The organism is Photobacterium sp. AWH4_225 (assembly GCF_056158405.1).
This window is the reverse complement of record NZ_JBSWTF010000004.1, coordinates 1,136,460-1,150,476: the sequence shown is the minus strand read 5'-3', so window position 1 is coordinate 1,150,476 and position 14,017 is coordinate 1,136,460. Positions and strand designations below refer to the sequence as shown.

14 protein-coding genes and 1 riboswitch are annotated in these 14,017 nt (G+C 49.1%); of the genes, 7 read left to right on the top strand and 7 right to left on the bottom strand.

Annotation, left to right across the window (positions count from 1 at the left end; genetic code table 11):
* Positions 1-127 precede the first annotated feature (127 nt).
* Complete coding sequence (locus tag ACXAD4_RS22435) at positions 128-1,540, bottom strand: hemolysin family protein (RefSeq protein ID WP_475244223.1); 1,413 nt, start codon at positions 1,538-1,540, stop codon at positions 128-130.
* 170 nt (positions 1,541-1,710) lie between these two features.
* Between ACXAD4_RS22435 and ACXAD4_RS22430 the strand changes: the two genes are divergently transcribed.
* Positions 1,711-2,199 (top strand): GNAT family N-acetyltransferase, encoded by a 489-nt coding sequence (locus ACXAD4_RS22430; RefSeq protein ID WP_475244221.1) that lies wholly within the window; start codon positions 1,711-1,713, stop codon positions 2,197-2,199.
* A gap of 115 nt (positions 2,200-2,314) precedes the next feature.
* Entirely contained in the window at positions 2,315-2,788 is a 474-nt protein-coding gene (locus ACXAD4_RS22425; RefSeq protein ID WP_475244219.1) for an arsenate reductase/protein-tyrosine-phosphatase family protein, read from the top strand.
* A gap of 18 nt (positions 2,789-2,806) precedes the next feature.
* Here the strand turns inward: ACXAD4_RS22425 and ACXAD4_RS22420 are convergent, their stop codons facing one another.
* Together ACXAD4_RS22420 and ACXAD4_RS22415 are read right to left on the bottom strand one after the other, a co-directional pair.
* Positions 2,807-3,457, bottom strand: coding sequence for a cupin domain-containing protein (locus ACXAD4_RS22420; RefSeq protein ID WP_475244217.1), 651 nt, complete (start codon positions 3,455-3,457; stop codon positions 2,807-2,809).
* A gap of 42 nt (positions 3,458-3,499) precedes the next feature.
* Positions 3,500-4,267 carry an SDR family NAD(P)-dependent oxidoreductase gene (locus ACXAD4_RS22415; protein WP_475244215.1) on the bottom strand — a complete coding sequence of 256 codons (768 nt, stop codon included), beginning with the start codon at positions 4,265-4,267 and terminating at the stop codon, positions 3,500-3,502.
* 104 nt (positions 4,268-4,371) lie between these two features.
* On the opposite strand from ACXAD4_RS22415, the gene ACXAD4_RS22410 reads away from it, so the two are divergent.
* The gene (locus tag ACXAD4_RS22410; protein WP_281028179.1) at positions 4,372-4,707 is read left to right on the top strand and encodes a winged helix-turn-helix transcriptional regulator; all 336 of its coding nucleotides are present in this window, start codon (positions 4,372-4,374) and stop codon (positions 4,705-4,707) included.
* Positions 4,708-4,781: 74 nt separating this feature from the next.
* On the opposite strand, the gene ACXAD4_RS22405 is transcribed toward ACXAD4_RS22410, so the two are convergent.
* The 4 genes from ACXAD4_RS22405 to ACXAD4_RS22390 all read right to left on the bottom strand — a co-directional run bounded on the left by ACXAD4_RS22405 (position 4,782) and on the right by ACXAD4_RS22390 (position 8,430).
* Entirely contained in the window at positions 4,782-5,000 is a 219-nt protein-coding gene (locus ACXAD4_RS22405) for a hypothetical protein (RefSeq protein ID WP_475244213.1), read from the bottom strand.
* Between the two features lie 190 nt (positions 5,001-5,190).
* Positions 5,191-5,511 carry a hypothetical protein gene (locus ACXAD4_RS22400; protein WP_475244212.1) on the bottom strand — a complete coding sequence of 107 codons (321 nt, stop codon included), beginning with the start codon at positions 5,509-5,511 and terminating at the stop codon, positions 5,191-5,193.
* A gap of 154 nt (positions 5,512-5,665) precedes the next feature.
* Positions 5,666-7,546 (bottom strand): bifunctional 2',3'-cyclic-nucleotide 2'-phosphodiesterase/3'-nucleotidase, encoded by a 1,881-nt coding sequence (locus ACXAD4_RS22395; protein WP_475244210.1) that lies wholly within the window; start codon positions 7,544-7,546, stop codon positions 5,666-5,668.
* Between the two features lie 11 nt (positions 7,547-7,557).
* A complete protein-coding gene (locus tag ACXAD4_RS22390) occupies positions 7,558-8,430 on the bottom strand; it encodes a substrate binding domain-containing protein (protein ID WP_475244209.1) in 873 nt (290 codons plus the stop codon).
* A 283-nt stretch (positions 8,431-8,713) separates the two neighbouring features.
* On the opposite strand from ACXAD4_RS22390, the gene ACXAD4_RS22385 reads away from it, so the two are divergent.
* From ACXAD4_RS22385 to ACXAD4_RS22370, 4 genes are all read left to right on the top strand, one after another.
* Positions 8,714-9,925 (top strand): adenosylhomocysteinase, encoded by a 1,212-nt coding sequence (locus tag ACXAD4_RS22385; RefSeq protein ID WP_475244208.1) that lies wholly within the window; start codon positions 8,714-8,716, stop codon positions 9,923-9,925.
* Positions 9,926-10,020: 95 nt separating this feature from the next.
* Positions 10,021-11,268, top strand: coding sequence for a NupC/NupG family nucleoside CNT transporter (locus tag ACXAD4_RS22380; protein ID WP_475244206.1), 1,248 nt, complete (start codon positions 10,021-10,023; stop codon positions 11,266-11,268).
* A gap of 312 nt (positions 11,269-11,580) precedes the next feature.
* A complete protein-coding gene (gene cspE / locus ACXAD4_RS22375) occupies positions 11,581-11,790 on the top strand; it encodes a transcription antiterminator/RNA stability regulator CspE (RefSeq protein ID WP_107298781.1) in 210 nt (69 codons plus the stop codon).
* Between the two features lie 428 nt (positions 11,791-12,218).
* Positions 12,219-12,396, top strand: a riboswitch (Lysine riboswitch).
* 123 nt (positions 12,397-12,519) lie between these two features.
* Positions 12,520-14,013 (top strand): Na+/H+ antiporter NhaC family protein, encoded by a 1,494-nt coding sequence (locus ACXAD4_RS22370; protein ID WP_475244205.1) that lies wholly within the window; start codon positions 12,520-12,522, stop codon positions 14,011-14,013.
* Positions 14,014-14,017 lie beyond the last annotated feature (4 nt).

The window sequence follows — 14,017 nt, the reverse complement described above, 5'->3', positions numbered from 1 at the left end:
CGGGCGATACCGCCCACCGGTTGTTTGCCCTGCTTAGCTACATGGTGTAGCCGTGATTTGATAAGGGGCAGCGGAATATACGCCTGACTTTTATGCGTAAAGACAGGGCGGTGTAAAATATCGCTCGTTAGGGTTCTTTTTTTGCTTGCTCCTGTGCCTGTAAGGCCTCTTCTGTGATGTTTGGTAGGTTTTCCTCACCGTCGTTGGTGTGATCATCTTTTTCGGTATCGGTTTCAGTTGAAGGTATCCGCGTCACGGTGATTTTATCGGCCCGGTTGCCATCGACTTGGGTGACTTCAAAGTGCCAGCCTTCCCAGTCCACACTGTCTCCGACAGATGGAAGCCCGCTCAGGCTCCACATCAGCATGCCACTCAAGGTATGGTAGCCGTGCTGGGTTTCATCGGGCAGGGCGTCAAGCTCTAGTAAGTCCTTCATTACCAAAATAGGGATCAGGCCATCCATCGACCAACTGCCATCTTCATTTTCGACTGACCAGATATCCTCCGGCGCACGGGTTTTGAACTCACCGGCCAAGGCTTCGAGAATGTCCTTGGGCGTCACTATCCCCTGAACGTCACCGTATTCATCGACCACAAACACCATCACATCCCCCGAATGGCGGAAGTGCTCCAGCAATTGGTTACCGGTCCAGTTCTCGGGGATGAAAACAGGTGGCAACAGGTAATGCTCCATCGGGCTGCGTGGTCTGGCGATGTGGTACTGCAGCAATTGTTTGGTAGTGATGACCCCTTTGGGGTTATCCATGTTGCCTTGGATCACCGGAAAGTGCTGGTGGCTAGAGGCTACCAAGTAATTGAGGTTGCTCTCGTTGGGCTTGTCGAGATCCAGTGCCACGATTTCACAGCGCGGGGTCATTAGTGACGTGACTTTGCGATCGTCAAAATGAAACACATTCTTGACCATGGCATGCTCTTGCTTCTCGATGACACCACTTTGCGAGCCTTCGGCCAGCACCGCCTTGATATCCTCTTCGGTCAGGGTATCGCCTTGGTTGTCTGCGTTGTGTTTGCCTAGTAGCCGCAAGGTTAGTTCGGTAGAAGTTGCCAACAAGAATACAAAAGGTCTTGATAGGCTCGCCAATATTGTCAGAGGGCGGGCCATGATACGGGCAATACCTTCTGGGTTGAGCTGGGCGAGACGCTTGGGCACCAGTTCACCAATTACAATAGACAGGTAGGTGATACCGACAACGACGATGGTGGTTGCTGCAACAGAGCTGGTTTTGGCGGCAAGGCCAAATTGCTGCAGGTATTGAGCCAATGGCCCTGCGAGGGCGGCCTCCCCGAAGATCCCGTTAAGGATACCGATGGCGGTAATGCCAATTTGTACAGTGGACAGAAAGCGAGTCGGCTCTTCGCCAAGTTTTATCGCACTTGCCGCGCCTTTATCGCCAGTGCCTGCCAGTTTTTGCAGGCGGCTTTTTCGTGCAGTGACCAAGGCAATTTCCGACATGGCAAATACGCCATTGAGCAGGATAAGGCCGGCCAAAATAAGCACGTCCATGAGGTTCTCCTTCATGTTCGAGGCTCCCGCCTCTAAGCATATGTGTTGTATTGAATGTAGATATAGATCGGGTTAACAAGTTGGAACATAGCGACTCATCTGAAGGATGAACATGGAGAAATATTTATCTTCACCTGCAGCTTTTTTGATTAAGATGTCGGGAGGGAATAAAAGGAAATAAAGAAATGAAAATCGAGATGAACTTCTCAACCAAGAGGCTAACGGCGAAAACATTGGATCGCACCATGCCGGGTATCCAGGCTGAAATTATGGCCATGTTCACCGAGCCGGTCAGCCGCCACCTGCCGCCTGCCTGCCAGAATTTTCGCACTGCCGGGGATGTCGATAACTGGCTTGAGGGCATGGCGCAGACAGGCTCTGTCCTGCGGCTAACCGAGCAACAGCAAGCGATCGGATATCTGTTTGTATTTCCCGAACCGGAAAACAGCTATCGCCTAGGCTATGTGCTCGATGAAACGCAGTGGGGCAAAGGCTTTGCGACCGAGGCGATGCAAGGGTTGGTGACTTATTTATCGGAATATGAAGGCGCTGCTAGCTTTATTGCCGGTGTTGAACCTGACAATGTTGGTTCGGTGAATGTGCTCAAAAAGCTTGGCTTTAGTTACTGCTATTCTGAGCAAGATGTTGATCATTATAAACTGCAAAACGGTTAACTGTTTAGGCCGTAATCTCGGTTTGCTTATTCGGATTCATGCAAGAAAACTGTCACACTTGAGACTAACCAACTCTCTACACTGAATACTGTGGAAATGTATGCGGAGGGTGGCAGTGAAAATTTTATTTGTCTGTAAGCATAATTCTTGCCGGAGTATTCTGGCTGAGGCTATCGGCAAACGCTTTCTCCCGCCAAGGTTTGAGGTGGTCAGCGGCGGCAGTGACCCAACCGGTGAACTTCACCCCTTTGTCCAGCAGTACCTTAATGATATGGGGTTGGATGCCAAGGACTATCACAGCAAGTCATGGGAAGAGTTTGTCCATTTTCATCCGGATATCGTGATTTCTGTGTGCGATATCCAGCATGGTGAGCAAGGCCCTATCTGGTTAGCTGATGGGGTGAGGGTGTACTGGGATCTTAATAACCCGATGGATTTTGTTGACGATGAAACGCAATTCGAAGAGCAGTGCCACCTTGCTTCTGTGTCAATGAAAAAGCGTATCGACAATTTAGCAGCCTGCAACTTCGAAAATATGACCCACCAGGAAATGCATGATGAGCTGGAGCGTATCGGGTTGATAGGTTAGTTCCTATCTCCCAAATACTCAGCCCGGCAAGTGCCCGGTCTTTACCAAAATGACTGTCTCCTGCTCGACAAAAGGGTAGTGCTCGCTCAGGTGTGGGCTGCGCAACCAAGTACCTTTGGGGTAGCTGCCGAACTCGTCTTTGAACTCACCGGACAGCACCAGAATTTCCTCCCCGCCCCAGTGGCGGTGGGGCTGGAACCGCTCGCCAGCAGGCCATTTCACCAAAGCGGTATGCTGATGACCGAACTCATGCAGCGGCATGACCTGTAATCCACCGATCCCCGGTTGCCAGGGTGTTTGGTTAGTATCTATGCGGATCTGCTGACTATCATCTGCCATAAACTGATTGAGTTTGACGAAGATAGTACATCCCTGTTTGCTAAATGGCGCATGCTGGCTGCCCGGCGGATTGCGGATATAAGTGCCGGGGCCAAAGTCGCCGGTTTCATCTGAGAAAACGCCCTCGAGAACAAAGATCTCTTCGCCCATCGGGTGAGGGTGGGGGGCAAATGATGAGCCCTCGGCATAGCGGACGACACTGGTGGTGTGGCCCGACTCTTTAGCCTCCCTTTCCAATGGTTTTCGCCACACCCCATTCGCCGGGCTGGGCTGCCACTCCATCTTCTCGGTGCCAATCACCAATCGCTGTTGAAAATCCATGTTGAGCATGCTGCCTCCCTCCCCGTTTTATTAATAGGTTTTCTCAAAAGGTTAGTTTCGACCGGCCATTACGCCGCCATCGACATCCCAGATAGCGCCGGTTACCCAACTGGCCTCATCTGATAGCAAGAAACAGATGCTGTTGGCAATGTCTTCCGGGGTGCCGATCCGGCCGATTGGGTGGAAGTCGTTGAACCCTGACAAGGCCTCATCAATCTGCTCCGGTTCGATAAACGCGCCGTATATCGGCGTTTTCACCACTGCTGGCGAGACGGCATTGACGCGGATTTCGTGCTCTGCAAGTTCCATTGCCATATGCTGGGTCAGGGCATGAAGCCCGGCCTTTGCCATCGAGTAAGCCGATGATGGTGTCGCTTTTATCGCCTGTTTGGCCCACATCGAGCCGATGTTTACGATGCTGCCGCCACCCTGCTCAATCATGCTTTTCGCTACGGTTTGGCTGATCCGGAATGTCGCCTTGTTGAGCTCCATATAAGTATCATAATCGGCCATGGAATGGTCAATGAATGCTTTAGGGTTGAAGTATCCCGCTGCGTTGACCAGGTAGCTGATGGCTCCATGGCTGTTGATACCATCGATCAGTTTGTCGACATCTTGTGACTGATAGAGGTTGGCCTGCAGGCCGGTAGCTTTACCGCCTAGGTCATTGAGTTCACTGACCGCCTGGTCGAGTTTATCGCGATTGTTGCCGACAATGATCACATCTATGTTGTGTTTGCTGAGCTGTTTGGCCGTTTCAAGGCCCATACCGCTGGTGCCGCCGATAATAAGTGCTGCGCCTGTGTGGGAAAAGGTCATTTGTTTTCTCCTGCCTGTGTGCGATAAGCTAATCTTAGGTTCACAACTAACCTGCTGAATAGTCAGTACAATTCGGTAGGGTAGGTACTTTTTGGTACATCTTTATGAAAACACAGGAAAACTTTTTTTCGCGAAAATCCGCCCCCGAGCGTGCAGCGCGGATGGTAGAGACGATTTACGGGTGCAAGTGGTCACTGACGGTGTATCAGTTACTGGCAAATGGCATCAACCGGCCGGGAGAAATGGTTCGCGCGGTAGAAGGACTGTCGACTAAGGTTCTCAATGAGTGCCTGAGGAAGAATGTCGAGTTCGGTATCTTGGACAAAGTGGTGTTTAACGAGCTACCACCGCGTGTGGAGTACCATGTCACCCCGTTTGGCGAGAAGTTTCTGCGGATACTCGAAGAGCTCGAAAAGCTGCAGCAGGAAATTGAGAGTTAGCCTGAAATGAAAAAGCGCCGATATGATCGGCGCTTTTGCTGTTGGATGAGCTTGCCAAGTTTATAAGAGAGAAGTTAGACCTCAAACACAGGCTCTTTCTTCTTCACCGAATCGTGGGTGCCGACATAAAGAAGTTCATGTTGACCAATCCCCCGCATAAAGAATGAAAGGCATTTCGGGCACTGCAGTTTTTCTTGTCCCGTGGTAACCAGTGATTTTTCGTGCCATTTACGTCTTACCCGGTTGAGTCCCGAGGTGCTATTACATTCTGGGCATCGAATAGGTACTTTCATAACATCGTCCTCCTGACCGCTCTGCTTGGTTATTAATTAACCAGAAGAGCGCAGCGCAAAACTTGATATGCATCAGGTTTATCAATTGATCTTGTGGCGTTGCAATGAAGTTTTGTATATTTGAGATCAATGCCTCAGCAGGAATTAATATGACGTAACCTGCTGTTACAAAAAGACATATTTAGCTATTTTAAGCGCTGCCTAAAATAGCCTGACGTTTAGCCATCAGCTCTTTTGCCATGGATTGGGCAGTAATGCGCATCCCTTTTTGCTCCAACCCGATCAACAGCTGCATCCTCAGACTTTCGGCACGCTCTTCGAGTGCCTGACGTTCACCTTCTGACTTTTCTGCGGCTTTTTGATAACAGCCAATAATGGATTTGAACAGGTGGGACTCGAAGCTGGTTCTTTCTTTCGGTTGAATCGTGCGTGATTCCTTCACTTCACCATTGGCCTTGCGGCGGTTGTAGTCTTGGATCTGGTTTTCAGCGATCAGGTCGAACACACTCATAACATTACTTTTCCTATGGATACTTCGTGTCCATCATAGCTTCGCTGATTGAATAGATGCTGAAAAATGCCTTTGGGAAGTGTTTCGAAATGTGTTCGTGGAGATAAGGAAGGGAACAGCCTGAGTGAAGCCCAGGCTGTTAAGTAGGTTTGGCCTAGAAAGTGATCTTGTAGGTATTGGACTTCTCGTCGCTGTCACTGTGACTGTCACTGTGTTCAATACTCAGTGATGTTCTCTTACTAAAACCAGCGAGTGTCTGCGGATTGTTCTTGGCTTCAAAGATGTAGGTTTTGCCTTTCTCGCCCACGAGGTGCCAGTTGTTGCGAACGGTAATGTTCTGCTCCGGTTGGGCCAGGTAGGCTTGGAGTACATCTCGGCTGTTCGGTGAGTCGATATCGATAAATTCACGGCCGAGTTTCATTTCTCTGGCAAAGAACGGCGCATAGCTGCTGGCGATGATCACAAAGCTGTCATCGGCTTTAACTGGTTGCCCTTGGTAAGTGATGTTCTCGACGCGGCCTTCGCCATCGGCAATCTTATTGCCGAACTGATTGTAGGTGGATGGCTTGGCGAGGTTGATATCGTAATCGATGCCGTCAATGGTGTAGTACAAGAAGGTCAGCGAGTCTGGTTTTACGATGTCGTTGCCTTCCGCTGTTGGTTCGGTATACATCGCGGCTGACATTTCCAACCATTCCTTCACTTCCGCACCAGAGATCTCAAGTGCTGCAAGGGTTGAAGAATAGACTAGGGAGGCAATATCTCGCTTGTTGATGTCGCCCTTACCGATATCAAGGAAGTAAGCTGGGTCTTTGCGGTGGATAGCCGGGGCCGTCGCTGAAAGCACTTTGTCAGTTGGATTTAAGTAAGGTGCTAGATAGTGTTTTTGCGATTCGCTAACGACTTGGTAAACCGTGTCATTGCCAAGCAGGTTGAAATCATTATTTAAGCCTTTGCTGACCTGACCAACGGTCTTGCCAAATGCGTTGATGACCTCATTGTGCTGCTTGTTAATACACGCATGAAGCGGCGCCTTTTGCTCTTCTGTCTCTTCTATTTCGTTGGCTGATACCACAAAGGCACGACCGTCACTCATCTGCCATTGGCCGTCTTGCTGAGTTAGGGTGATATCGACGACACCGATATGGTCCCCCCATTTTCCAGGTTGGGCTGCTGGCGTGCCTTGGATAAGTCCTTGCTCGATATCAACGTCTTTCAAGTGAGCATAGCGCTCATCCGGATAGGTATTATGTGAGTGGCCAAACAGGATCGCATCGACATTGTCGACACCTGCAAGGTGCCACACCATGTCTTCCATACCGTCGGTATATTCATCATCATTCAGGCCTGAGTGGGCGAGTGCCACTATCACATCAGCACCGGCTTTTTTCGCCTCAGCAGCCCATTTTTCTGCGTCGGCGAGCTGATCGGTAATGGTGACTTTACCTCCGAGGTGCTGCCTGTTGAGCTGCATGGTTTGCGGCGGCACCAAGCCGATATAGCCAATGTTGAGAGTGTGCTTGGTGCCTTGCTCGGAAACGACTTCCCGCGGCACGATCAGGTAAGGTTCGAAGTAGGGCTGTTTGCCATCTTCACGGTAAACGTTGGAGGCAAAGTAAGGGAAGTTGCCACTGCTGTAGCTCAGTTGCAGGTAATCCAAGCCGTAATCGAAATCGTGGTTGCCGGGTACGGCAACATCAAACTCAAGCGCATTCATTGCGCAGATGATTGGCGATTTGCGGGCATAAGACTCCGGATTAACCCGAGCGAGATAATCCCCCAGCGGGTTGCCGACCAGCAGATCGCCAGTGTCGGCAAGAAAGCTGTTTTTTACTTGATTGCGGTAGTGTTCAATCTCAGCGACCAGTCCGACGAGGCCGTACTTCTGACTATTTTGGTTGTTGTAGTAGTCAAACTGGCTGATATAAGAATGGAGATCTGAAGTGCCGATAAATCGGAGTTTCACCTCTTCGCTGTTGGCAAATGGGCTGATGGCCAGCCCCAATGTGAGTGCTGAGATAAACGCTGTTTTCATCCTTAGGCCTTTTATGTGCTTGCGAGTAAATCGATCAATTTGCGAGTTTTCAAAGGTATGACGGCATTGTTGGGATACACGGCATACAGTTCGGTTTTCCAGGTATAGCTATCCAGCAAACTGATAAGCTCACCAGATTGAATATATGACTCAGTAATAAAATCCAGGGTGGTTGTTATCCCCATGCCCTTTAATGCATAGCGCGTGAGTAATGACTCACTCTCAAGCTGCAGAAATGGTGAGATTTCTATTTTGGTTTCTTTGCCATCAGCAATGAACATCCACTTATCTTTGGTCAGGCAGTGGGTATAGTTCATACATTTGTGACCAATCAAATCTGATGGTTTTTCCGGTATGCCATGTCTGTCCAAGTAATCCGGTGAAGCGACAACATAGGTCCCGATATTTTTTATTTTCTTGCACTTGTACGAGCTGTCTTCCAGTGCGCCAATCTTAAGCACCAGATCGACCTGTTCATGGATCAAGTCACCAATCTGGTTGTCGAAAATCAGGTCGAGCTCTAGCTCAGGATAAGTTGATAGTAACTGGGCAAAGGTGTCGGTGATGAAATCATCGAACTCCAACACCGCTGGCATTTTTACCCGCAGTTTTCCCCTGACGATATCTTTGCGCTCGTCGATGAAGTCATAGCACTTATCAACGCTGTCGAAGATCTCAGCGCAGCGTTCGTAAAGGAATTGACCTTCTTCAGTCAGGTTGATCTGCCGGGTAGTACGTTGAATCAACGAGCAACGCAATTCTTGTTCGAGCTGTTTTACATGTTTGCTAATCACGGATTTGGATAAACACAGCTTGTCGGCAGCGACTGAAAACGAGTTGTTCATAACCACGGTATAGAAGGTGGCCAATAAATTCAGGTTCATGGTTTTCACCTGTTAATTCCTTATGCGCATTTTAAGAGGTAAACGTTTGCTTTTTGGTGATCGTCGTTTCGTTAATGTTTCCACTACGGAAACTTATAGTTTCTGTATAACGAAATAGTTGCTTGGAGAGGAGGAATTCTGGGTTTTTGATGATGGTTATGTGAAATATCACATTATTTTGCACCGAGGGGAAACTATCAGTTCTTGATAAGTTGATTAAGTTTGCATGACATTTCAGGGAAGATTTGTGGGTCAACAAACCGTTCTCCCAACAGAGGCTCCTATGGAACAGAATACCTACCCTGAACACGACGTTGCCGATCTTTCTCTTGCGCCACTTGGCCGCCGACGTGTCGATTGGGCTCGTAACCACATGCCAATTATGCGCAGCATTATAGAGCGCTTTGAAAAAGAAAAGCCGTTTACCGGTTTGACAATAGGCATTTGTTTGCATGTTGAGGCCAAAACCGGTGTGTGGCTGGAGGCATTGACCAAAGGTGGTGCCAAAGTGGTGATCACCGGTTCACCAGGTTCAACTCAAGATGAAACGGCAGCCGCCTTGGTCGAAGACTATGGGGTAAGTGTTTATTCCCGCCGTGACGAGAGCTTTGATGATCACATTAACTACTGTCGCAAAGTGTTATCACACCAGCCGGACATCATTGCCGACAACGGTGCCGACTTGCACGAGCTCATTTTCACCGAGCCAGAATTTAGCGGCTTCCAGACCTCACTGCTAGGTGCCACGGAAGAAACGACCACAGGGGCCAACCGCCTGCGTGAAGACTTCCATGCAGATAAATTCAGCACCTTGATCATCAATGACACCCAAGCCAAACGAATTATCGAAAACCGCTTTGGTGTGGGTTCATCTGTTGTCGATGGCATCATGCGCGCCACCAACGTCATGCTGCACGGCAAGAAGGTCGTGGTGATTGGTTATGGATATTGCGGCTCTGGTACCGCGCAGCGCCTGCGAGGTATGGGGGCCCATGTTACCGTGGTTGAGTCCAACCCACTGACATTGCTTGAAGCGCATATGGAAGGTTTCTATACCTCCGCATTGGAAGAAGCTTTGCCGGATGCCGATATGGTCGTCACCATTACCGGCCGCGATAACGTGCTGCGTAAAGAGCATTTCGAAATGATGCGTGGCAATACGATTATTGCCAATGCGGGTCATTTCCAGCGTGAAATCAACCTTGGGGATTTGGCCGCGTTGAGCCAAAGCCAAGATAAGATCCGCCCTCATGTGACGGCTTACCAGCTCAAAGACAAGCAACTGTTCGTCTTGTCGGATGCCAACCTTGTTAATCTTTCTGCGGGCGACGGAAATCCTATTGAAATTATGGATCTCGGCCTGGCTTTGCAGTCACTGAGTTTAGAGCGAATTGCCCTTAACCGGGACTCGCTGCAGAGCATTCCGCAACCGGTCCCCTTTGATATCGAAATGCAAGTTGCTGAACTTGCCGTAAAGCACTGGATTAACCACTAATATTTAAACCGCCCCGGGCTTATAGCGCCCGGGGTATTTGTATATGTCGAGTAGGTAGGTTGTACACCTATCCACCCTATATAAGGCCGCCAAACATGGACGCTCTGACTAGCTTAATGGGAATGGTAGCACTGCTTGCTATCGCTGTTGTTTTTTCGAAAAATCGCCAAGCCATCAATAAACGGACGGTACTGGGAGCTTTTGCTATCCAGTTCATTATTGGGGCATTTGTCTTGTTCATTCCTATCGGAAAAGATTTGCTCGAGATTGTTTCGGGTGGAGTGAGCTCGGTGCTGGGATTCTCTCATGCCGGGATCGAGTTTTTGTTCGGAGGGTTGGTCAGCGGACAGATGTTCGAGGTCTTTGGCAGTGGTGGTTTTATATTTGCCATGCGCGTGTTGCCAGTCATTGTTTTCTTCTCGGCACTGGTTTCTGTGTTGTATTACCTCGGTATCATGCAGTTGTTCATCCGGGTATTGGGTGGGGCATTGCAAAAACTACTAGGGACCAGTAAGAACGAGTCCATGTCGGCTACCGCCAATATCTTCGTCGGTCAGACGGAAGCTCCCTTGGTGATCGCCCCTTATATCAACCGATTGAGCCGCTCTGAACTGTTTGCTGTTATGTGCGGCGGCCTGGCTTCGATTGCAGGAACTGTTTTGGGCGGTTTTGCAGCAATGGGTGTTGATATGCAATACCTGATTGCAGCCTCGTTCATGGCGGCTCCTGGTGGTTTGCTGTTTGCCAAAATCTTGGTACCAGAGACAAAGCCGCGCGGTTCAAAAGAGCAAGAGCAAGAAGGGGTAACGGTAGATAAGCCTGCCAATGTCATTGATGCGGCGGCGGCCGGCGCTTCCAGCGGATTGATGCTGGCATTGAATGTCGGTGCGATGCTCTTGGCGTTTATTGGTTTGATTGCCTTGGTCAATGGCATGCTGGGTGGGATAGGTAGCTATATTGGCCTGCCTGAACTGTCGCTCGAATATCTTCTAGGCTATTTGTTTTATCCTGTTGCATTGATTATTGGTATTCCGTTTGACGAAGCGATGGTGTCAGCCTCCTTCATAGGTCAGAAGTTGGTGCTGAATGAATTTGTGGCTTACGTGAACTTTACTGAATACCTCAAAGTGACGGAGCTATCTACCCGAAGCACAGCCATTATTACTTTTGCCTTGTGTGGCTTCGCAAACTTTGCAGCGGCTGCCATGTTGCTAGGCGGGTTAGGGACTATGGCACCGAAGCGGCGTCATGAGATTTCTACTCTCTGCATGCCTGCCATCTTTGCCGCGACTCTGTCCAATCTGATGAGTGCGACGATAGCAGGTTTCTTTTTCTCTTTTTAGCCATTGATGAGGGGGTAGCATTGTGGTGATAGGCCTGGATTACTGAATGAATAGTTAACCCCTCAAAAAATAATACGAAAAATTGTCAAAAATTCGCTGCATATTTTTCACTCTGTTGTTATGATACGCAGGCTCAATTTGAGAAGAGTTATTTAATGCAACATCAAGTACAAGTTAAACCATCTGATATCATTACGTTTTCGTACTGTATCTAACTGTTTCCCTTATATTTATCGTCACATTAATAATTCAATTTTAACTGACCGTAGCTATTGGCTTGCGGTTTAAATGAATTTACATAAGGGACATCACATGTCTAAGTCTACTGGTATCGTTAAGTGGTTTAACGAAGAAAAAGGTTTCGGTTTCATCACTCAAGAGAACGGCGGTGCTGACGTATTCGTACACTTCCGCGCTATCGCTTCTGAAGGTTTCAAGACTCTTTCTGAAGGTCAGAAAGTTTCTTTCGACATCGAGCAAGGCCAGAAAGGTCCTCAAGCTGCGAACGTAGTTACTCTATAAGTTTCCGAACTTTAGAGAAGAAAATGCTGGCCTAGGCCGGCATTTTTTGTATCTGCAATATCTGAACCCCAACTCCTCCCTCAACATACCTTTAACCACTTTTTTATTTAGGTACCGCTGGGTAAATATGCAGGTTGAGCCTCCATTTTAGCACCGGTACCTTGTGTCTTTCTCAGGCCCTCTCCGGTCAACCCCGACAAAGCTAAGACTACTCCAGATAAATACTGATATGAAATCCACCATTAACAGCAAAAAATAGCCTTTGTGGTTGTTGTTGCTGCAAGCATGGTAGCCAGTAGTGCAATGTTTTGTTAATTGAGTGTTTAATAAAATATATAATGTGATATTGATCACAATGTGGCGTCAAGTTGATTTGGATTATGCGTTTTTATGTTTTATTCAATACAAAGCGGGTGGTTATTCACTGCCTGCAACGTAGAGGCGCATTACCTAAGAGTAGTTTAGTGAAGGTCGACAGCCGATGAAGCTAAACGAAAGGAGTCAATGCCGAAGTGGTTTTGGTCGTCAGCCAAGCTGCTGGGGTTGTTCTTAATAGGAGCAGCACTGTCATCTCGGGCCCTGCCCGGATGGAGAGCTACAGCAATTTTTGTTTTCGAACAGGTAAGTTCGCCTACCGATTTCGTACAGCCTTTGTCGCTCGCGTGCTCCTTACGCCCCTCCTCTAAATACTCAAATACCTTGATGTTGTTTTTTAGGAGAAGTCTACGAATGGCTGATTACGGATTATTGTCCATCGTACCCGCGGTGCTGGCGCTGATACTCGCCTTTACCACTCGGCATGTTGTTTTGGCTCTGGGCGTTGCAGTGATCAGCGGCATGCTGATCTTAACCAAGGGTCATCCTGTCGATACTGCGTTGATGTTCTTGTCTGATGGGCCGTTCACACAGCTTGCATCGGGCAGCAACGCACAGATCATTATTGTTATTACCATTATTTCCGGCTTTATCTACCTGGTCGAGCAAAGCGGTGGTATGGCAGCGTTTTCGACCATGGCGACCCGCTATGTGTCATCACCATTGAAAGCCCAGCTCGCCACCTGGGCAACCGGGATCGGGGTGTTTTTTACCGACTCGGGCAACTCGCTTATTCTTGGCCCGATGTTCTCGCCAATTTACAACAAGCTCAAGCTGAGCAAGGAGAAGCTGGCCTTTATCATTGACTCGACCTCGTCGCCGATTTGCGTGCTGATCCCGATTATCAGCTGGGGTGTCTACTCGCAGGGCCTGATTGAGAACGCATTCGATAACATGGGCCAGCCCGTTGATGGCTTTGCGACTTTCCTGCAGGTGATCCCTTACCAGCTCTATGCCTTGCTGGCACTGTTCAGTGTGCCTGTCTACGCGGTGCTGAAAAAAGACTGGGGGCCAATGGCCGAAGCCGAGCGGCAAGCTCGCCAGCAGGCTGAGGAGAGCGTACTGCCTGTGGATGACCAGCAGGTGAAATCAGGCCGTATCTCGCTGATTGTATTGCCCCTGGCGGTACTGTTCGGCTCGCTGATCGCGCTGTTCACTTATAACTACCATCTGCATGGCACCATCAATGGCCCGGTGATCCGAGCATCGCTTGGCACCAGCTATCTGATTGCCTCGATAACGGCGATTGCCTACTACGCTTACACCAAAACTATGACCGCCTCGACAGCCTTCAACACTTTTGTGTCGGGAATGCAGCGGATCATGCTAATTTTGGTTATCTTGCTATTGGCATGGACCTTGGGTGATATCTGTAAGTCTCTGGGTACAGGGGACTATATTAGCCAGGTGATGAATGATCGCTTGCCGGTGTTTATGCTGCCTGCATTGATTTTCATTATCGGCAGCTTTATCTCGGTAGCGACAGGTTCGTCGTGGGGCACTTTCGCCATCCTGATCCCGATTGCAGTGCCGGTTGCCAGTGCGCTGGGCGCCGACCCACTAATTTGTATTGGTGCAGCGCTAAGTGGCGGTATGCTGGGGGATCATTCATCACCGATTTCCGACACGACAATTCTTAGCTCGATGTCGACTGGATGTGATCATGTTTCCCACGTCCGCACCCAGTTCCCATACGCTATTTTGACAGGCGTAACCGCCAGCATCGGCTTCATGGTTGCCGAAATCACCCGTAGCCCGTACACCATCGTACTGGCCGCCGTATTGCAAGTTGCACTGATTGTTTTGATGGTGCGCCGTCAGGCCGCAGCCACCCCAGTTACCGCTTAAATAG